This is a genomic window from Streptomyces sp. NPDC059785, assembly GCF_042732375.1.
Classification (GTDB): Bacteria; Actinomycetota; Actinomycetes; order Streptomycetales; family Streptomycetaceae; genus Streptomyces.
Genome location: NZ_JBHWHV010000012.1, coordinates 62,794 through 80,940, shown reverse-complemented (window position 1 = coordinate 80,940; position 18,147 = coordinate 62,794). Strand labels below are relative to the sequence as shown.

Genomic DNA, 18,147 nt, shown 5'->3' with positions numbered 1-18,147 from the left:
CGGGGTCCCGGCCCCGGCGGGGTGCGGCGGCCGGGCGGCGGTCACATGGGGGTACCTGGCTGCTTCCCGGGAGCGGGGGGCGCATCCGGCGGGTCGCGCCGGGGCGCACGGCGGCCCGGCGGCACCGTTCCGGACGGGGACAGAAAACGGGCCGGTCCGTGGGGGGGAGACGGACCGGCCCGAGGGGGGGTTTCCACCATAACCCTTCGTAAGTGATGCTGCGTGCATCGGCGTGCCACAACTACTCTCCGAAACCGGACGACGACGCCCGGAGGGTCGCGGAATCCCGGATTCAGGGCTGGATCATGGCCGAATACCAGCGGATTCCAAGGGAAATCAGGTGGATCGGTGGAGATCCAGAGGTTGTACGGGGTGTTCGGGGCCTTCGGCGGGGGTGTCGCGCCGTACTCCGGGCGGGTGACGCGCGACACGGGGAGCGTCTTGACGCGAGCGCGGGTGCCTCGACGCGCACAGGCGCCCTGACGCGGGCGCTAGCGTCGCGGGCATGGCCACGCCTGTCACGTTCGTCACGCCCGATACGTCCGCGCCAGTGCCGCTGGAACTGGCGGAGACGGCGCGCGCCCGGCGCAAGGGGCTGCTCGGGCGCGCCGGGATCGAGGGCGCGCTGCTGCTGAGTCCGGCGAACTCGGTCCACACCCTGGGGATGCGGTTCGCGATCGACGTCGCCTATCTGGACCGGTCGCTGCGGGTCCTGGCGGTACGCACGATGCGGCCCGGCCGGATCGGACTGCCGCGCCCGCGGGCCCGGCACGTCCTGGAGGCGGAGGCGGGGGCGATGGCCGGATGGGGCGTACGACGCGGGGTGCGGCTGGCCGTTCGGGGGCGGTGACTCCCGCACGACGGGGGTGTGCGGCCGATCGTACAGGGGCGGTAACTGCCGTACGACAGAGGGGATTCGGCACCGCGCAGCCCCCTCCACTGCGCGGTACCGCACGCGCAGCTTTGCTCACGCGAATTCCCTTGGTCCGAACTTACTTGAGGCCACAGGCGGGTGCGACCTTTCCTCGATAACGATGTGGAAACCCTGTGAGGACGGCCGCACGGATGCGGAGTTGGGGCGCGGTCACGCCGCCGGCTTACGGGCCTCGATGAGGAAGCGGGTGCTGTGGGCGACGAACGGACCCTCGCGCCCGATCTGCTCGTGCAGACCTCGCAACCGGTCCCGGTACTCCTCGACGGTGAAGCCCGGCACCATCCAGATCACCTTGCGCAGGAAGTGGACGACGGCCCCGACGTCGTGGAACTCCAACCGCAGCCGGGCGGTGCGCACCTGGACCACGTCGAGCCCGGCGGCCACGGCGGCGGCGCGGGCGGCGTCGGGGTGCCGGGCGCTCCTCGTCCGCTCGGGCTGCGGTCCGAGGAAGTACTCGACGACCTCGAAGGCGCTCGCGGGTCCGACCTGCTGCGAGAAGTACGTGCCGCCTGGGCGCAGGACCCGCGCGATCTCCGCCCAGTGCGTGCGGACCGGGTGCCGGCTGGTGACCAGGTCGAAGGCACCGTCCGCGAAGGGCGGCGGCGCGTCCTCGGGCGAGGCGACGACCACCGCGCCGCGGGGGTGCAGCAGCGCGGTGGCCTTCGCCACGTTCGGCGGCCAGCCCTCGGTCGCGACCGTCAGCCGGGGCAACTCCGCTGCGGAGGCGAGCACTTCGCCTCCCCCGGTCTGGAGGTCGAGCGCGGCGGACGCGCGGGCCAGCCGCTCGCCCATCGCCCGCGCGTACCCCCAGGGCGGGCGCTCCTCGGTGGCCCGTCCCTCGAACCAGGAGAAGTCCCAGCCCTCGACGGGCGCGTCCGCGGCCTCGGCGACGAGCTCGTCGAACGTACGGGGCGTGGTCATGCCGTCGATCGTCGCAAGACACCGGCGCCCGCGCGACCGGGTTTCCCCGGCCGCGCTCGACGGGCGGCGCTCAGGGCACGAGGGGGCGTACCTCCCGGGCGACGAAGCGGACGAACCCCTCGGGGTCCGGTTCGTCGGCCGTGGGCTGGAGGACGACGGTGTCGGCACCGGCGTCCGCGAGCCGCCGCACCGCCTCGGCGACGGCCTTCGCGTCCCCGGCCGCGCCGTGTCCGGCCTCCGGGTCCTCCCCGTTCGCCGCGATCTCGGCCCTGAGCCGGTCGGCCGCGCCGGGCCCGGTCGCCGCGTGCATGTATACGACGATCCGGTGCGGGTCCGTGCGCCCCGCCGCGGCCCGCCCCTCGTCAATGAGCGTACGGGCGCGCTTCACTCCTTCGGGGGCGGTGGCTGCGGTCAGCAGGGTCCCGTCGGCGGCCTCGCCCGCCAGGCGCAGGGAGCGCGGCCCGGTCACGCCGGCCAGTACGGGGACGCCGGGCGCGGGCGGCCAGTCGAGCGCGACGCCGTCAAGTCTGACGTACCGTCCGTCGGTCGTGACGCGCTCGCCGCCGAGCAGCGCGCGCAGCGCCGCCAGGTACTCGCGCAGCAGCGTCATCGGCGACTCGGCGCGCGCGCCGACCTGTCCCATCCAGTCCTGCACACCGTGCCCGACGGCGAGGACGGCACGTCCGGGGAACAGCCGGTGCAGGGTGGCGGCCTCCATCGCGGTGACGGCGACGTTGCGCAGCGGGACCGGGAGCAGGCCGACGCCGACGCGCAGCCGCTCGGTCCAGGCGAGCGCGGCCGCCGCCGCGGATATCCCTCCTTCGAGGAAGCAGTCCTCCCACAGCCACAGCTCTTCCAGTCCTGCGTCGTCCGCGAGCCGCGCCAGGGCGCGCAGCCGCTCGGGGGGAAGTTGGGGCCGGAACACGGCGCCGAGTCCAGTCATGCCCACTTTCCTATCCGTGGCGCGCGCCTGCGGACAAGACCATTCGCGGGCTGGTGATCAGCTCTGCTCGCTCGGGCTCGTGGACTCCCCCCTCGGGAACGACACCTCCACCCGGCGGTTCTTGCGGCGGCCCTGCTCGGAGCCGTTGTCGGCGATCGGGTAGTCCTCGCTGTAGCCCCGCACCTCGAAGGTGGTGTCTGCGTCCACGTTCGCCGCGAGCTGGTCGTGGACCGCCTCCGCGCGCTTCTTGGAGAGGGTCAGCCCGTGCGCGTAGGAACCGAGGTTGTCGGTGAAGCCGAAGACCCTCACGTTCGTGGCGTTCTGCGCGTTGATCTCGTCCGCGATCGCCTGGATACGGGAACGGGCGTCGGGGTTCAGCTTGGAGCTGTCCTTGGGGAACAGCACCTCGGCCTGGAGCGCGAACGTGACGTTCTCATTGGTGTCCTCGCGGCGCTCCTCACCGCCGAGGTCCTCCACGACCGACTTGATGTCCAGCACCTTGGCGGGCGCGAGCGTCGCGCCGTCCGCCAGCTTCAGTCCCGGGCTGTTGGCGTCCACCTCGGGGGGCGGTGACGTGGTGACGGTGCCCGGCGGCGCGCTCGGGTCGTCGTCGGCGTGCGCCGGTCCCGGCAGCCCGAGCGTGACCAGCACGGCGAAGGCCGTGAACGTCGTCGCGGTCGCGGTGGTACGGCGTGGCAGACCCATGACTCACTCGCCCTCGGCCAGCTCGATGTCGGCGGGGGGCATGGAGCCGACCTGGAAACTTACCTGGGTGGTGTCTTCGGGGGGGGCGGGGAACTGGGCATACCAGTCGGCCGAGTCTCCCGGCCTCACGCGGGCGAACTTGGTGCAGAGGCACCGACCGGACGTGTCCCGCAGCACGAGGTACTTCTTCTTGCCCTTCTCGTCCACGAGGCTGGCGCCCGCCAGGGAGCCACCGTTGCTGGCCAGCTCAGTCTCGTCGCTCTGCCAGTTGGCACCGAGCCACGAACTGCTGCCTCCATTACTCACCCGGCCCGACACCGTGACAAAGCCTCCCTGGTCCCGGTCGGCGGACGTGATGGTGACGGTGATGTCACCGTCCTTGGCCGTCGCCAGCACCCTGTCCGCCGTCGGTGTCTGCGACTGCTCCTGATCATCTTCCTTGTCCTTGCCAGGCGCGGAAGAGGCCGAGGAACTTGAATCGGATCTGTCGTCGTCGCTTCCTCCGCCGCAGCCGGCCACCGTGAGGAGCAGCCCAGAAGCTATCGCCACCGCGCTCAGCGCCCTGCGGCCCTTCATGGTGTGCCGAAAGTCCATCGGTACGGCTTCCTCTCACTCGGCCAGATGCACAGAGAACATCACGGACGCGTCAGGAAGGTCGTCCGGATCAAAATCTTCGGGGTCGATGTTCACGGTCTCGTCGCCGCAGTCCAGCTCGACCGGTTTCCCGGGGTCCGCGTCGGCGGCGAAGTCGCAGCGCGGCTGAATGACGGCGGCGGCATGGGCCTTGGCCTTCATGCTCTCGGTCCCGGGGATGATGGAGTCGCCGACCGTGTAGTTGGTCTGGATCTCGACCTCGTAGCCGGGATAGCCGCTGATGGTGACCGGCTGGGCGGCGCCCACGAGAGCCGAGTCGTTCTGGGCGGCCAGCTCCTGGGCCGCGGCCGTGGCTCCGGCGCCGGCCGGGGATTCGTCGTCGAGCCAGTCCAGCCAGTCACCGCCCTGGCCGATGGCGGCCGTCAGACCGTCCACCAGCTCCTCGCGGGCGTCCTGGGCCGCGGCCAGTGCGGCGGCGTCCGCCGCGGACTGGGCGCCGTTGCGCGCGGACGCCGCCTGGGCGAAGGCGAAGAAGGCGAACGCGGCGAAGAGCAGGATGCCCGTCAGCCAGATGTAGATGGGGAGGCTCTGTCCTCTGTCGTCACACCGTAGGCGGCCTGTCAGCCGCCTCCACCGATGACCCGGTCGACCGCGTCGCCGATCGCGCCGGAGATCAGCCCGTCCAGCCCCAGCTGGTCGATCAAGGTGAAGATCCCCGCAATAATGATCATCAGACCCGCATACTCCACGAACCCCGCCCCCGCGTCCCGCTTCTCTCCGCGTGCCCGGAGACGGGAGACCACGGCACGCTTCCACCGCTCGATCCTGTTCATCCCCACTGCCCTCCCGCCCGGTACCACAACCGACTTGGGCACCGTACGTGAGAACGCGCCTACTGCGAGTGGGTCCAGGGGCCCAACTTCGTAAGGGGCGGGGCGGGGGCGGAGTCACCGGGTCCACCCCCCGTGGGCGGTGCCCAGCCAGTGGGCGATGGCTTCGCTGCGCGAGGAACTGTGCAGCTTCGCGAAGATCCGGTTGATGTGGTTCTTCACGGTCTTCTCGCTGATGAAGCAGGCGGCGGCGATCTGCCGGTTGTTCATGCCGGACGCGATGAGATCCATGACCTCCACCTCCCGTGAGCTCAGACCAAAATCGACCGGGTCGGCGCCGCGCCGCGACGGTCTCGGGGCGGGCGCGGGGCGGGCCTTCGACGACTGTCCCACAACCGGTTGCAGATGCGAAGGCGTTTCGTTCGGTTCGTACGAAACACCGAGCGATTCCGTGATGGTCGCCCGCCCGTGCCGCAACTCCCGTACGGCGGTGATCAGTTCGGCCGCCGTGAACTCGCCGTGGACGAGGTAGCCGACGGCCCCGCGGCGCAGCGCCTCGGCCACCACCTCGGGTTCTCGGCTGTACGTCAGCATCATCACCGGCGCGAGGCGGGCGAGCGCGGGCAGGGCCGTGAGGCCGTCGGTGCCGGGCATGCGGACGTCGAGCAGGACGACGTCGGGGGCCCGGCGGATCGCGGCGGTCACGGCGTCCTCGCCGTTCGCCGCCTCCGCGACGACCTCGATGTCCGGGTGCGCGCCGAGCAGCGCGGTGAGTCCGGCGCGTACGACGGGGTTGTCGTCGGCCACGAGCACGCGCAGGGGCGGTTGGGAAAGCGCCTGGTCAGGCATGGGCGGCCTCCTCTTGGGGGGTGGGGGGAGCCGGTGGGGGCAGCGGCATGGCCAGCGCGATCTCGGTGCCGCCGCGCGGGGAGCGGCCCAGGTGGAGCCGCCCGCCGAGGGACGCGGCCCGTTCCACCATGCCGAGCAGGCCGAAGTGGCCGGATTCCGTCAGGTGGTCGCGTACTGCGGTGGGGGGCAGGCCGGTCCCGTCGTCCCGGACGGTCAGCCGCAGGGTCCGCGGGGTGACGTCGAGGTCGACCAGGACGTGGGTGGCCCCGGCGTGCCGGTGGGTGTTCTCCAGGGCCTCGGCCGTGACCGCCGCCAGGTGGCGGACCGTCTCGTACGGCAGCGGCGGCACCGTGCCCGTGCGCCGCAGCTCCGCCAGGACACGGGCGCGGGCCCCGAAGTCCCGTACCAGTACGGCCAGCTCCGCGCCCAGGTCCGGGTGTTCGGTCGCCGGATGGGTGCGGCGGCGCAGGTCGGCCAGGAGGGTGCGGGACTCGGTCGCCGCGCGGCGGGCCGCGCCCGCCACGGTGGTCGCCTGCCGCCGCAACGCCTCGGGGTCGCCCGAACCGGCCGAGCCGGCCAGCGCCTCCGCCGCCAGCGCGAGGCCGTGCAGCGTCTTCGTCACCGAGTCGTGCATCTCGCGGGCGAGGCGGGCGCGTTCGGACTCCACGGCCTCCGCGACGGCGAGCCGCGCGTTCGCCTCGGACAGCGCCTGGCTCGCCGTGCCGAAGCGGAACATCAGGTTGCGCAGGGTCACGCCGATGATGCCGGACCCGATGCAGAAACCGGCTATCAGGAGCGTGCTCGCCCCGGCGCCGGGGCGGTGTTCCCAGGCGCGCGAGACGCTGACCAGGACGACCAGTTGGAGGCCGGTGAAGACGCCCGAGCCGCGCCAGCCGTAGAGCAGGCCCGCGAGCAGCGGGGTGCAGACCGTGGCGTAGGCCAGCGGTGAGGCGGGGGACGCGGTCAGCAGCAGGACCGCGCCGAAGGTCAGGTCGACGGCCATGAGCGAGGGGTGGGCGAGCAGCCTCGGTCCGAAGCGGTCCCAGTCACGCAGCATGGCGTACGAGCCCATCACGCCGAGTACGGCGGCGGCGAGGACGCTGTAGCGGGCGAGGCCGCCGGTCGCGTTGGCCATCGCGAAGGGCGCGCCGACGACGATGGCGGCGAGGCGTACGGCGAACGCCTGGCGGCACAGCGCCTGGAGGGCGTTGAGCTGGAGGCGGACGCTGCCCGGGGCGGGGGCGTCGTCGGCAAGATATCCGGCGGCGGTACCGCTCCCGGCCGGCCAGGGTGTTTCCGTTTTCCTGTGTTCCGCCTCGTCCTGCGTCGGCGGCTCCGTGGGCGCGGGGCGCGGGCGGATCCCGGCCCGCGCCCGGCGGCCCGGCGGCGACACCGCCCCCAGCGCGGTCGGCAGGCTTCTCATCGGCGCGGGCTCCTCATCAGCGGCCCAGGATCGAGCCGAAGTCGGTACCGGAGCCCAGGAACATCCCGGTGGCGATCAGGATCATGGTCGCCGGGAGCATGAAGACGAGGGTCACCATGGTCGCCTTGGGGATGGTCTTCGCGGCGCGGCGGCGGGCGTTCTGCGCGTCGGTGCGGCGCATGTCCGTGGCGAGCTGGATGAGGGTCTCGGCGATCGGGGAGCCGAGTTCCTCGCCCTGCTGGAGCGCGGAGACGAACTGGGCGACGGACTCCGAGGAGTTGCGCCGGCGCAGCTCGTCGAAGGCCTGGCGGCGGCTGACGCCCATGTCCATCTGGCGGAGAGTTATCCGGAGTTCGTCGGCCCACGGGCCCTCGTACTTCTCCGCGACGCGGTCCAGGGCCTGCCGGAAGCCGAGGCCCGCGGAGACGACGACCGCGAGGACGTCGAGGAAGTCGGGCAGGGTTCGGTCGATGACGTCCTTGCGTTCGCGGATCGCCTGCCAGATCAGCGCGTCGGCGGCCAGGAGGCCGAAGGCCAGGGTGGCCGCGGCGAACAGGGGCTGCCCGTTGCTGAGGAAGACGAGTCCGAGGACGACGCCGAAGATCCCGTAGACCGCGCGGCGGGCCGCGTAGCGGTTGAGGGTGAGGCCGCCGGGGTTGCCCGCCATGTCGATGCGGCGGCGCTTGGCGTCCACGCGGCGCGGGCCCATCAGCCGCAGGACCAGCGGGGCGAAGCGCATGCCGAGGCGGTCGACGGCCGAGTCCGCCTTGGAGACGCGGGTGGCGCCGACCTCCAGGGCGAGCGCCAGGTCGGTGGGGAGCTTGGCCTCGGCGCGGATCATGCGGATGCCGAGGAGGACTCCCGTGACGGCCGCGCCCGTCAGGACGGCGAGCAGCAGGGCGAGCATGCCGGTGACCCCCTCACACTTCGATCTTGCCGAGGCGGCGGATGACGAAGAAGCCGACCGTGTAGAGGCCGAGCGAGACCAGGATGAGTATCTGGCCGACCGGGGAGCCGGTCACCCGGGCCAGCGCGCCCTCGTTCGAGGAGTTGATCAGCAGCAGGGAGCCGAGGCCGAGCAGCGGAACGGTGAAGGCGGTGGCGTTCACCTCGGAGAGCATGGTGCGTACCTCGCGCCGGGTCTCCTTGCGGTCCTCCAGGGTCTGGGTGAGGTTGCGCAGGGAGCTGACCACCGAGCCGCCCGCCTTGTTGGCGAGGACGAGGGTGGTGACGAGGACTATCAGTTCCCGGGAGGGCAGGCGTTCGGCGAGTTCGCCGAGGGCGTCGTCCACCGAGCGGCCGAGCGTGAGGTGGTTGGCGACCCGGGCCAGTTCCTCGCCCGCCGGGGCCTCCAGCTCCTCGGCCGCCATCGCCAGGGCCGTACGCAGGGCGAGACCGGCGGCGGTGGCGTTGGCGAGCAGCCGGGCCACGTCCGGGAGCTGGCCGATGAATGCCTCGATGCGTTTCTGCCGCTGCCAGTTGAGGAAGATGGCCGCGCTCCAGACGCCGACGAGCGCGGCGATCGGGCCGAAGAACGGCGCGAGCGCCGTGGCGGCGATCAGCCAGAGCGCCACGACCACGGCGGCGACGTAGGTGAAGAACTCCCCCGCCGTCAGGTCCAGGCCCGTCGCGGACAGCCGGAGCTGGATGAGGCGGCCGAGCCGGGTGCGGCGCAGCCGCCGGTCGACCGCCGTGAACCGGCGGACGCGGCCGACCGCCGTACGGACCGGGCCGCCGCCGGAGAGCCGGTCGACCAGGGCCTGGCGCTGGGCCCGGCCGCCGGCGTACGTGTGCGCGCCCGCGACGGCGAGCGTGCCGCACAGGACGGTGGCGCCGAGCGCCAGGAGGGCCGGGCCGTTCATCGCAGTCTCCCTTCCGGCGCGGTGGCCGTGTGCACCCCGGGCCCGGTCGCCCGGATCCCGTGCGTCGCGGTCGCCCGGATCCCGTGCGTCGCGGTCATCCGGATCCCGTGCGTCCCGGCCGCCCGGATCCCGTGCGTCCCGGCCGCCCGGATCCCGTGCGTCCCGGTCGCCCGGATCCCGTGCGTCCCGGTCATCCGGATCCCGTGCGTCCCGGCCGCCCGGAACCCGTACGTCCCGGCCGCCCGGACCCCGTACGTCCCGGTCATCCGGACCCCGTACGTCCCGGCCGCCCGGAACCCGTACGTCCCGGCCGCCCGGACCCCGTACGTCCCGGTCATCCGGACCCCGTGCGTCCCGGTCATCCGATCGCCTGCCTGGAGTTGAGTACGTCGATGCTGTCGACCACGCCGAAGGCGGGCGGCAGCGACTCGTTGGCGACGTACAGCTTCTCGGCGACCGGGCGGGGCAGCGGCAGGTGCTCGAAGTGGCCGCGGACGACCCGGTCGGGGCCGACCGGGCGGGGCACGAAGCGGGCGACGGGCACGATGCGGAACTGTTCGCGGCCGTGGCTGACGAGCAGGGCGATCTCGGTGACCTTGCGGGAGCCGTCGGCGTGCCGGGTGAGCTGGACGACGACGTCGACCGCCGAGTTGATCTGGTCCTTGAGCGCCTCGAACGGGATCTGCACCTCGGACATCGAGCCGAGGGTCTGGAGCCGCATCAGCGCGTCCTCGGCGGAGTTGGCGTGCACGGTGGCGAGCGAACCGTCGTGACCCGTCGACATCGCCTGGAGCATGTCCAGGGTCTCGCCGCCGCGGACCTCACCGACGATGATGCGGTCGGGCCGCATGCGCAGCGAGTTGCGGACCAGGTCGCGGATGGTGATCCGGCCCTTGCCCTCGACGTTCGGCGGCCGGGACTCCAGGCGGATGACGTGCTCCTGCTGGAGCTGGAGTTCGGCGGAGTCCTCGATGGTGATGATGCGCTCGTGGGACGGGATGAGACCGGACAGGGCGTTGAGGAGGGTGGTCTTCCCGGAGCCCGTACCGCCGCTGACGACGACGTTGAAGCGGGCCCTGACGAACGCCGCGAGCAGCATCAGCATCTGCTCGTCCAGGGAGCCGAGGCCGATCAGCTCCGGGAGCGTGTACGCGCGCGGGAAGCGCCGGATGGTCAGGGTGGGGCCGGTCAGGGCGAGCGGCGGGATGATGACGTTGACGCGCTCGCCGGTGGGCAGCCGGGCGTCGACCATCGGGTTGGACTCGTCCACCCGCCGGTTCACGGTGGAGACGATGCGCTCGATGGTCTGCATGAGCTGTTCGGCGGAGGCGAAGCGGAGCGGGAGCTGTTCGACGCGGCCCGCCCGCTCCACGAAGATCGAGTCGGGTCCGTTGACCATGATCTCGGTGATCGACGCGTCGGCGAGGAGCGGTTCGAGGACGCCGAGGCCGAGCGCCTCGTCGACGACCCGCCGGATGAGCTGGGCGCGCTCGGCGGAGGAGAGGACCGGTCCTTCGCGGCTGATGATGTGGCCGAGGACGCGTTCGAGGCGGGCGCGCCGTTCGCCCGCCGCGAGGCTGGACATCTCGGCGAGGTCGATCTCCTCGAGCAGTTTGCCGCGGTAGACGGCGACGAGGTGGCCGTCCTCGCGCGCGGCCCCTCCCTCTTCGGAGGCGGGGGCGGCGATACGGGAACGCAGGCTCATGTCATCGGCTCCTCTCGGTCAGTCGTCCTGGTCGGCGTCATTGGGCATCGTGGCGCGGCGCTCCACGGTCCAGCCGCCCAGGAACGGGATGACCGACGGCACCTGCACCTGCACGGTGGCCGTCGTGGTGTCGGGGCCCTCCGCGGGCAGTACGTCCGGGTTCAGCCAGCCGCTGACGGCGGCCTGTCCGGCGGCGGTGCCGTCCTGGCCGAGCGAGGCGGCGCGCGCGGCGGCGCGGGCGCCCGAACCGGCCTGGTTGATGCCGTAGCCGACCAGGCCGAGCTGGATGGCCGCCATGCCGATGAGCAGCAGCACCGGCAGGAACCCGGCGAACTCCAGCATGGAGACGCCGCGGTCGCCCCGGCGGCGGGGCACCGGGAGGCCGGGCTCCCGTACGCGGAGCCCCCGTGACCGGGGTGCCCGTAACCGGAGCATGCAGCGGCTGGACTCCCGCAGGCCGGGCGTGCCCGGGCGGCCGCTCATCCCGCGTCCTCGCTCTCCACCGCCGCGCCCGCCTCGCCCTGGACCTGCCAGCCCGCGTCGAAGCCGGGGAAGAACAGCGGCACCTGGGCGGTGACGGTGGCCTTCCACACGGAACCCGCGAGCTGGCAGTCGATGCCCGCGCCCTGCCAGGCGTCCGGCAGATGCTGCTTCCCCGCGGACTGGCAGGCGCCGACCGGGTCGCCCTGCACGGCGTGCGCGGCCGTCGCGGCGCGGGCCGCCTCGTCCGCGGCGTTCCCGGCCAGCGTGTACGTGTAGCCGTAGAGCACGCACTGCCACAGGATCGTCATCACGACGAGCAGCAGCGGGAACATCCCGGCGAATTCGAGGGTGACCGCGCCCCGGTCGCCGCGGCGGCGCAGGGCCGCCACGCCCCGGTCGCCGGACGCCTTGCGGCGTCTGCCGCCCCCGCCTCCGCTCTCGGGCGCTGCCGCGACGAGGTCCAGCTCGCCGGCCAGCGTCCACAGGGCCTGTTTCACCGTCGAGCGGGCGTCCAGGTCCTGGAGCCGGCCCGCGTCGACCACGGACTGGAGCTCCTTGAAGGCGGCGGGCACGGCGGAGCGGGCGACGGTGGTGCCGGTGACCCGTTCGACCAGGGAGGGCTGGATCTCCGTACCGCGGGAGTGGCGGTTGACGACCGTGGTGGTCTCCTCCGCCTTGCGTATCTGGAGGCGGTCCCACATCCGGACCATGCGTTTGGCGGCGCGTACGGCGATGACGTCGGGGGTGACCAGGAGCAGCGCCCGGTCGGCCATCTCGACGGCCGCGGCGGTCGCGGAGTTCATCTGCGAGCCGCAGTCGACGATCACGACGTCGTGGCGGGAGCGCAAAGCCGCGAGGACCTGGCGGGCCACCCGGTCGGTGATCTCCTCGCCGCGTTCGCCCTCGGCGGGCGCGAGGAGCAGTCCGACGCCGCTGTCGTGGGTGTAGACGGCGTCCTGGAGGACGCGCGGGTTGATGTCGCTGATCCCGGCGAGGTCCGCCACCGACCTGCGGAACTGCACGTCCAGGTACGAGGCCACGTCCCCGGACTGTAGGTCGAGGTCGAGCAGCGCGACCGTACGGCCCGACGCGCGGGCGGCGAGGGCGAGGTGCACGGCGGTGACGGTGGCGCCGACGCCGCCCTTGGCGCCGGTGACGGTGACGACGGTGCCGCCGGGCCCCGCGTACAGCTCGGGGGCGCCGCTGCCCAGGTGGCGGCGCATGCCGGCGGACCAGGTGGCCGCGGCCTGCACGCGCTCGGCGAGGGCGTCGTAGCCGAGGGGCAGCCCGACGATGCCGCGGGCGCCTGAGTCCATGGCGGCGGTGAGGACGCCCGCGCTGGTGTCGGCGGTGACGAGGACGACGCCGACCGCGGGGAACCGCATCACCAGGTCGCGGATCAGGTCGAGCGCCGGGACCGGGCCGATCCGCTCGTGCACGAGGACGACCTCGGGCAGCTCGTCCAGGGACTCGGCCGCGAGGCGGGCCAGGGTGTCGAGGAGCGCCGTGGAGTCGGGGACGGGCGGGGCGGGTTCGGTGTCGGCGAGCTGGCTCAGCAGGGTGGTGAGCGCGCGGGCCGAGTCGATGTCACCGACGGCGGGCAGGACGCGGACGGTCATCGGCGGACCTCCCGGAGACGGTGCGGACGGCGCGGACGGCGCAAAGGGTGCGGACGGTTCGGGCGGTGCGAACGGTTCGGGCGGTGCGGTCCGTGCGGTCCGTGCGGTCCGTGCGGTCCGTGCGGACGATGCTGACGGTTCGGGGCGAGGGCACGGGGCCGGCGGTCGTGGCCGTGGCCGTGGCCGTGAGGGGTGCCGGCGGGGACGGTCGTCATGCGCGGCCTCCTACTTGTCCTCGTCCAGGGTGTACGTACGGTCCGAGGGGTCCACGGTGGTGCCGGAGCCGCCCGCGACCAGGGCGAGCCGGACGTGCGTGGCGAACGACTCGGCGTACGCGACCCGCTGGGCGTCGGTGGTGCCCAGCGCGAAGGTGATGGGGACGGCCTCGGTGGCGGTGCGCCGCCGGTCGTCGCTGGACTGGCCGGGTTCGAGGGCGGTGAGCTTGCCGACGTCGATGACGCGGGCGTTCGCGACGATCAGCTTGGACTGGTCGCTGCCCTGGTCGTTCTCCGCCTTGAAGGTGGCGTAGATGTTGACCGTCGCGCCCGGGTTGATCTTGCCCGCGACGCCCGTGGCCGCGTCGATCATGATGGCGATCTCCTGCTCGCCCTTGTTCAGGGCGGGCCGGTCCACGATCATGTCCGTCTGGAGCAGCGAGCCCTTCTCGAGCCGGGTGACGGCGATCTTGCCGCGGATCTGCTTGAGGTCGGTGACGGCGGTGGCCGACAGCCAGCGCTCGGGCATGGAGACCTGCTCGAACTGGTCGGCGGTCAGTTCCCGGTACGGTGCTATGTCGCTCTTGAGCCGGTACGCCGCGACCTCGGGGCCGACCTTCGAGTTCACGTCACGGATCACCGAGAGCACCCCGGCGAAGGCGCCCAGGGCGCACAGGGCCGACAGGACCAGCAGGATGACGCCGCGGCGCTGGCGTGAGTTCATGACGCGGACAACCTCGATCGGGGCGGGGACAGCGGGGTCGAGCGGTCGTACGGTCGCGCGGGGGTGTGACTCGGGTGACTCAGGTGGCGCCCGGGGGTAGTGCGCGCCGTGAGGATGCTGCCCGCACGGCGGTGGCCGGAAGCTCCGAAGACGGAGAAAGGGAAGGGTGAGGCGGAAGCGGCGGGGGCGGGGGGAGCGGCGCGGCGCAGAACCCGCAGCGGTCACCGATGAGTTCGAGCCCGCACCAGTGGCACTCCTCGCGCCGGACGGAGGAGACGAGCTGGTAGAGCACGGAGACGTCGTGCAGCCCGGCGGCGAACTCGGCGAGCCGTGCCGTCCCCCACCAGCGCGGCGACTCGGCGGGCAGCGGCACGGTCGCGACGCCCTGGACCCGCCAGGCGGGGCCGAGCGTGCCGGTGACCCAGTCGGAGGGCGGCTGCTCCCCGGCGACGAGCAGCCGGGTGCCGAACTCGGGTCCGGCGAGCTCCTCCTGCTGGCCGATCCGGACGAGCTGCGGCCGCGGGTTGGCGAGCACCGCGAACTGCGCGCCCGGCACCCACGACTTGGCGTGGGACTTCAGGGACACCGGGACCCGGTCGAGCTTGGCGACGGAGCCGAGCAGGGCACCGGCGTAGATGTAGTGGGCGAGCAGCCGCGCGGCGGAGGCGAGCACGCCTGGGCTGAAGTCGCAGACCGAGAGCTGGCGCAACTGCTGGGCCAGCAGGGCGAGTCCGAGGGGCGGCAGGTCGACGCCGAGCACCGCGATGCGGTCGCTCTCCAGCACCGAGCGGACGGTGTGCAGCCGGCGGCTGACGTCACCCGCCGCGGCGGCCGGGTAGAGCGAGATGACGTACCCGTGCTGCTCGATCAGCGCGTGCATGCCGGTGAGGGAGGATTCAAGGGTGTCCAGCGGCTGGACGACGGCGGGCGGGGTCTGCCGGTCGTGCGGCGGGAGCACCAGATCGGGACTGGTGACGGCTATCGCGGTCGGCACGCTGAACACCACCCCGTTCACGGGAGGCGGGGCGGTCGGCCCGCCCCGGATCGCTCCTGGTTCACCTGTTTCACCACGACCGCCACTGATGGCCACGGATACTCGCCGGCCCTCGCTGTGACGTGGCTCTGCATCTGCACCATATCCACGGCGTGCCCCGCTCAACACCGACTTCCCGAGATCCACTAACGGAAGGTACGGGCATGATCGACACAGCGTGATCCGTGCTGAACGCCAACTGGCCTGCACCGCACGGACGTTGATACCGACCGCGGCTGTGCGGTGACCGCAGAGGTCTTGACAAGGTGATTGGTCTGGACCACGTTAGGACCACGTTGCACGCCCAGCGGTGGCCACCGTTCCGCAACCTCCCCGTCCCCCCTCCTTCTCCCTCCCCCTCCCCCTCCCCCCTCTCCCCACCGGAGGCACCAGTGGACCGCGTAACAGGCATGCCCAGACCGCCCCGCCGCAGACGTGCGGGCCGCACCGGCCGCGCCGGCCGCACCTGGGCCGGAGTGCTCGCCACCGCGCTCGGGGCGTCCGCCCTCACCCTCACCGGTCTGGCCACCGAGGCCAGCGCCGCGGACGTGAACAACGTCAAGAACGGCGGCTTCGAGTCCGCGCTCGGCAACTGGACGTGTTCCGCGGGCAGCGGCGCGACGGTCTCCTCGCCCGTGCACGGCGGTTCGGCCGCGCTCAAGGCCACGCCCGCCGGCCAGGACAACGCCAAGTGCACGCAGACCGTGGCGGTGAAGCCGAACTCCACCTACACACTCAGCGCCTGGGTGCAGGGCGGTTACGCCTACCTCGGCGCGACCGGCACCGGTACGACGGACGTCTCGACCTGGACCCCGGACTCGTCGTCCTGGAAGCAGCTCACGACGACGTTCACCACGGGCGCGTCCACCACCTCGGTGACGGTGTACACGCACGGCTGGTACGGGCAGGCCGCCTACTACGCCGACGACCTCTCGGTGTACGGCCCCGACGGCGGCGGTGGCGGCGACCCGGCCCCGACCGTCCCGTCCGCCCCCGCGGGCCTGGCGGTCGCGTCCACCACCTCCTCCTCCGCGAACCTGACCTGGAACACGGTGTCGGGCGCGACGGGTTACAACGTCTACCAGGGCGGCACGAAGGTGCAGTCGGTGACGGGCACGTCGGCGACGGTCTCCGGCCTCTCCGCCTCCACCTCGTACTCGTTCCAGGTGACGGCGGTGAACGCGGCCGGTGAGTCGACGAAGTCGACGGCGGTCACGGCGAAGACGAGTGCGTCGGGCGGCGACACCGGCGGCGGGGGCGCGCTGCCGGCCCACGCGGTGACGGGCTACTGGCAGAACTTCAACAACGGCGCGCAGGTCCAGAAGATCTCCGACGTCCAGTCGCAGTACGACATCATCGCCGTGGCCTTCGCGGACGCGACGTCGACGCCGGGCGCGGTGTCGTTCACCCTGGACTCGGCCGGGCTCGGCGGCTACACCGTCGACCAGTTCAAGGCCGACATCAAGGCCAAGCAGGCCGCAGGCAAGAAGGTCATCATCTCCATCGGCGGCCAGAACGGCACGGTGTCGATCAGCGACTCGGCCTCCGCGACGAACTTCGCCAACTCCGTCTACTCCCTGATGCAGACGTACGGCTTCGACGGCGTCGACATCGACCTGGAGAACGGCCTCAACGCCACGTACATGACGCAGGCGCTGCGCTCGCTCTCCTCGAAGGCGGGCTCGTCCCTGATCATCACGATGGCCCCGCAGACGATCGACATGCAGTCGACGTCGAACACGTACTTCCAGACGGCCCTGAACATCAAGGACATCCTGACGGTCGTCAACATGCAGTACTACAACAGCGGTTCGATGCTCGGCTGCGACGGCAAGGTGTACTCGCAGGGTTCGGTCGACTTCCTCACGGCCCTGGCCTGCATCCAGCTGGAGGGTGGGCTGTCCCCGTCGCAGGTGGGCCTCGGCCTCCCGGCCTCGACGAGCGGCGCGGGCAGCGGCTACGTGGCGCCCTCCGTGGTGAACAACGCCCTGGACTGCCTGACCAAGGGAACGGGCTGCGGCTCCTTCAAGCCGTCGAAGACATACCCCGGCCTGCGCGGCGCGATGACCTGGTCCACGAACTGGGACGCGTCGGCGGGCAACGCGTGGTCCAACGCGGTGGGACCGCACGTGCACGGGCTCTGACCTCGCCTGCGAGTTGATCGCGGCGCCACGTCCACCGGAGATTCCGGCGGGCGTGGCGCCGCGTTGCGTCGCGATCACGCTGTGTGTGATGTTGGGGAACGTGAGTACGAGTGAGGGCGGGGCCGGAGGCGTGGGCGGCCCGGCGGATGACGCGTCGGCGGACACCTCGGCCGGCGCGCCAGCAGACGCGCTGGTGGACGCCGTACGACGGGCGCGGGCGGGTTCGGCGTCCCCGCAGGACGTCTTCGAGGCGTTCCTGGCGGCGCGGGTGTACTGCGAACGACCGGAGAGCCCCGGCTTCCTGACGGTGGACGCCCCCGGCAGTTCTGCCGCGCGGCCCAGGTCGAGCATCTCCACGTACGTCGGCACACTCTCGGAAGAACGGGCAGAACCGCTCCGTCTGGTCCCGGTGTTCTCGTCGCTGGAGCACTTCGCCCGGTACGCGGGCGGTACGGGCGCCTGGTTCTCGACGACGGGTGCCGACGTACTCGGTCTGCTGCCGCCGGGCCTGGACCTGTGGCTCGACCCGGGCGCCGACCACTCGGTACGGCTGGCGTCAGCGGCGACCGGCACCGCCCCCGTACTGACCATCTTGTACCGCGCCCCGTACGGGGACCCGGACCGCGACAGGAGCGCATCGGCGTGAGCGACAAGCAGGGCTGGCTCATACCCAAGGGCGCGGACGGCGGTGAGTTCAAGTACCAGGTGGCGTACCTGAAGTCGATCGCCGGGCCGCTGGACGACTCGATGGAGGCGGCCCGGAAGATCCGCGAGGAGCGGTCGAAGGCGGCGCTCAAGTCGCTGACCACGTTCGAGAAGTCCGGTTCCGGCACGGTCACCGAGGCGGTGCACGGCTTCCTGGACAAGTGGTGCCACGGCCTCGGTGTGATCGTCGACGACTCGGAGCTGATCACGGGCGCCCTGCACGCGTCGATCAACGACTTCCTCGCCACGGACACCGAGGTCGCGTACAAGGCGATGATGGCCGAGCGGCAGAAGAAGTACGAGGACGAGCACCCGGTGTCGACGTGGCTGGAGGAGCACGGCGTCACGGGTGAGCAGAAGCGTTACCTCGGGCCCGTCGGCCGGGGCGACCTGAACCGGGAACTCAAACCCGTCGACCACTCGGACACCGACCCTCAGGACCAGGGTTAGGGCGGCCG

General features: G+C 72.2%; 20 protein-coding genes. 4 read left to right on the top strand and 16 right to left on the bottom strand.

Translation table 11 applies throughout. The annotated features are described in order from the left end of the window. Positions 1–505 precede the first annotated feature (505 nt). Positions 506–850, top strand: a complete 345-nt coding sequence (locus ACFV6E_RS12020) for a DUF192 domain-containing protein (protein WP_385167583.1) — start codon at positions 506–508, stop codon at positions 848–850. A 234-nt stretch (positions 851–1,084) separates the two neighbouring features. Here ACFV6E_RS12020 and ACFV6E_RS12015 read toward each other — a convergent pair whose 3' ends face one another. From ACFV6E_RS12015 to ACFV6E_RS11940, 16 genes are all read right to left on the bottom strand, one after another. Then, positions 1,085–1,855, bottom strand: a complete 771-nt coding sequence (locus ACFV6E_RS12015) for a class I SAM-dependent methyltransferase (RefSeq protein WP_385460880.1) — start codon at positions 1,853–1,855, stop codon at positions 1,085–1,087. A 70-nt stretch (positions 1,856–1,925) separates the two neighbouring features. After that, on the bottom strand, positions 1,926–2,798 hold the full coding sequence (locus ACFV6E_RS12010) for an LLM class flavin-dependent oxidoreductase (RefSeq protein WP_385167579.1): 873 nt from the start codon (positions 2,796–2,798) through the stop codon (positions 1,926–1,928). A gap of 57 nt (positions 2,799–2,855) precedes the next feature. Further along, complete coding sequence (locus tag ACFV6E_RS12005; RefSeq protein WP_385167577.1) at positions 2,856–3,503, bottom strand: OmpA family protein; 648 nt, start codon at positions 3,501–3,503, stop codon at positions 2,856–2,858. A 3-nt stretch (positions 3,504–3,506) separates the two neighbouring features. After that, on the bottom strand, positions 3,507–4,097 hold the full coding sequence (locus ACFV6E_RS12000) for a hypothetical protein (RefSeq protein WP_385460877.1): 591 nt from the start codon (positions 4,095–4,097) through the stop codon (positions 3,507–3,509). A 15-nt stretch (positions 4,098–4,112) separates the two neighbouring features. Next, positions 4,113–4,652 carry a pilus assembly protein TadG-related protein gene (locus tag ACFV6E_RS11995; protein WP_385461025.1) on the bottom strand — a complete coding sequence of 180 codons (540 nt, stop codon included), beginning with the start codon at positions 4,650–4,652 and terminating at the stop codon, positions 4,113–4,115. Between the two features lie 65 nt (positions 4,653–4,717). Beyond that, positions 4,718–4,930, bottom strand: a complete 213-nt coding sequence (locus tag ACFV6E_RS11990; protein ID WP_385460874.1) for a hypothetical protein — start codon at positions 4,928–4,930, stop codon at positions 4,718–4,720. A gap of 114 nt (positions 4,931–5,044) precedes the next feature. After that, positions 5,045–5,776 (bottom strand): response regulator, encoded by a 732-nt coding sequence (locus ACFV6E_RS11985; RefSeq protein ID WP_385167572.1) that lies wholly within the window; start codon positions 5,774–5,776, stop codon positions 5,045–5,047. Next, positions 5,769–7,199 (bottom strand): sensor histidine kinase, encoded by a 1,431-nt coding sequence (locus ACFV6E_RS11980; RefSeq protein WP_385167570.1) that lies wholly within the window; start codon positions 7,197–7,199, stop codon positions 5,769–5,771. Before ACFV6E_RS11980 ends, ACFV6E_RS11985 begins: the two co-directional genes overlap by 8 nt. 16 nt (positions 7,200–7,215) lie before the next feature. Beyond that, complete coding sequence (locus tag ACFV6E_RS11975; RefSeq protein WP_385167569.1) at positions 7,216–8,106, bottom strand: DUF5936 domain-containing protein; 891 nt, start codon at positions 8,104–8,106, stop codon at positions 7,216–7,218. Positions 8,107–8,119: 13 nt separating this feature from the next. After that, entirely contained in the window at positions 8,120–9,061 is a 942-nt protein-coding gene (locus tag ACFV6E_RS11970; RefSeq protein ID WP_385167567.1) for a type II secretion system F family protein, read from the bottom strand. Next, on the bottom strand, positions 9,058–9,423 hold the full coding sequence (locus ACFV6E_RS11965; protein ID WP_385460871.1) for a hypothetical protein: 366 nt from the start codon (positions 9,421–9,423) through the stop codon (positions 9,058–9,060). Before ACFV6E_RS11965 ends, ACFV6E_RS11970 begins: the two co-directional genes overlap by 4 nt. Continuing rightward, entirely contained in the window at positions 9,420–10,766 is a 1,347-nt protein-coding gene (locus ACFV6E_RS11960; protein WP_385460868.1) for a CpaF family protein, read from the bottom strand. Before ACFV6E_RS11960 ends, ACFV6E_RS11965 begins: the two co-directional genes overlap by 4 nt. A gap of 18 nt (positions 10,767–10,784) precedes the next feature. After that, positions 10,785–11,249, bottom strand: a complete 465-nt coding sequence (locus ACFV6E_RS11955) for a TadE family protein (RefSeq protein ID WP_385168965.1) — start codon at positions 11,247–11,249, stop codon at positions 10,785–10,787. Further along, positions 11,246–12,868 carry a CpaE family protein gene (locus ACFV6E_RS11950; protein WP_385168968.1) on the bottom strand — a complete coding sequence of 541 codons (1,623 nt, stop codon included), beginning with the start codon at positions 12,866–12,868 and terminating at the stop codon, positions 11,246–11,248. Before ACFV6E_RS11950 ends, ACFV6E_RS11955 begins: the two co-directional genes overlap by 4 nt. Positions 12,869–13,093: 225 nt before the next feature. Beyond that, positions 13,094–13,807, bottom strand: a complete 714-nt coding sequence (gene cpaB / locus ACFV6E_RS11945; protein WP_385168971.1) for a Flp pilus assembly protein CpaB — start codon at positions 13,805–13,807, stop codon at positions 13,094–13,096. Between the two features lie 79 nt (positions 13,808–13,886). Continuing rightward, positions 13,887–14,801: a hypothetical protein gene (locus tag ACFV6E_RS11940; protein ID WP_385168973.1), complete on the bottom strand. Its 915-nt coding sequence runs from the start codon at positions 14,799–14,801 to the stop codon at positions 13,887–13,889. A gap of 449 nt (positions 14,802–15,250) precedes the next feature. On the opposite strand from ACFV6E_RS11940, the gene ACFV6E_RS11935 reads away from it, so the two are divergent. From ACFV6E_RS11935 to ACFV6E_RS11925, 3 genes are all read left to right on the top strand, one after another. Then, positions 15,251–16,984 carry a chitinase gene (locus ACFV6E_RS11935; RefSeq protein WP_385460865.1) on the top strand — a complete coding sequence of 578 codons (1,734 nt, stop codon included), beginning with the start codon at positions 15,251–15,253 and terminating at the stop codon, positions 16,982–16,984. Positions 16,985–17,084: 100 nt separating this feature from the next. Further along, on the top strand, positions 17,085–17,630 hold the full coding sequence (locus ACFV6E_RS11930) for an SseB family protein (RefSeq protein ID WP_385460862.1): 546 nt from the start codon (positions 17,085–17,087) through the stop codon (positions 17,628–17,630). Next, positions 17,627–18,139, top strand: coding sequence for a hypothetical protein (locus tag ACFV6E_RS11925; RefSeq protein ID WP_385168982.1), 513 nt, complete (start codon positions 17,627–17,629; stop codon positions 18,137–18,139). The genes ACFV6E_RS11930 and ACFV6E_RS11925 overlap by 4 nt, the downstream gene beginning before the upstream one ends. The last annotated feature ends 8 nt before the right edge of the window (positions 18,140–18,147 follow it).

Bases quoted from the DNA above. Each gene is read 5' to 3' on its own strand.
- ACFV6E_RS12020 (WP_385167583.1), top strand. From the start codon at position 506: ATGGCCACGCCTGTCACGTTCGTCACGCCCGATACGTCCGCGCCAGTG.
- ACFV6E_RS12015 (WP_385460880.1), bottom strand. From the start codon at position 1,855: ATGACCACGCCCCGTACGTTCGACGAGCTCGTCGCCGAGGCCGCGGAC.
- ACFV6E_RS12010 (WP_385167579.1), bottom strand. From the start codon at position 2,798: ATGACTGGACTCGGCGCCGTGTTCCGGCCCCAACTTCCCCCCGAGCGG.
- ACFV6E_RS12005 (WP_385167577.1), bottom strand. From the start codon at position 3,503: ATGGGTCTGCCACGCCGTACCACCGCGACCGCGACGACGTTCACGGCC.
- ACFV6E_RS12000 (WP_385460877.1), bottom strand. From the start codon at position 4,097: ATGGACTTTCGGCACACCATGAAGGGCCGCAGGGCGCTGAGCGCGGTG.
- ACFV6E_RS11990 (WP_385460874.1), bottom strand. From the start codon at position 4,930: ATGAACAGGATCGAGCGGTGGAAGCGTGCCGTGGTCTCCCGTCTCCGG.
- ACFV6E_RS11985 (WP_385167572.1), bottom strand. From the start codon at position 5,776: ATGCCTGACCAGGCGCTTTCCCAACCGCCCCTGCGCGTGCTCGTGGCC.
- ACFV6E_RS11980 (WP_385167570.1), bottom strand. From the start codon at position 7,199: ATGAGAAGCCTGCCGACCGCGCTGGGGGCGGTGTCGCCGCCGGGCCGC.
- ACFV6E_RS11975 (WP_385167569.1), bottom strand. From the start codon at position 8,106: ATGCTCGCCCTGCTGCTCGCCGTCCTGACGGGCGCGGCCGTCACGGGA.
- ACFV6E_RS11970 (WP_385167567.1), bottom strand. From the start codon at position 9,061: ATGAACGGCCCGGCCCTCCTGGCGCTCGGCGCCACCGTCCTGTGCGGC.
- ACFV6E_RS11965 (WP_385460871.1), bottom strand. From the start codon at position 9,423: ATGACCGGGACGCACGGGGTCCGGATGACCGGGACGTACGGGGTCCGG.
- ACFV6E_RS11960 (WP_385460868.1), bottom strand. From the start codon at position 10,766: ATGAGCCTGCGTTCCCGTATCGCCGCCCCCGCCTCCGAAGAGGGAGGG.
- ACFV6E_RS11955 (WP_385168965.1), bottom strand. From the start codon at position 11,249: ATGAGCGGCCGCCCGGGCACGCCCGGCCTGCGGGAGTCCAGCCGCTGC.
- ACFV6E_RS11950 (WP_385168968.1), bottom strand. From the start codon at position 12,868: ATGACCGTCCGCGTCCTGCCCGCCGTCGGTGACATCGACTCGGCCCGC.
- cpaB (WP_385168971.1), bottom strand. From the start codon at position 13,807: ATGAACTCACGCCAGCGCCGCGGCGTCATCCTGCTGGTCCTGTCGGCC.
- ACFV6E_RS11935 (WP_385460865.1), top strand. From the start codon at position 15,251: ATGCCCAGACCGCCCCGCCGCAGACGTGCGGGCCGCACCGGCCGCGCC.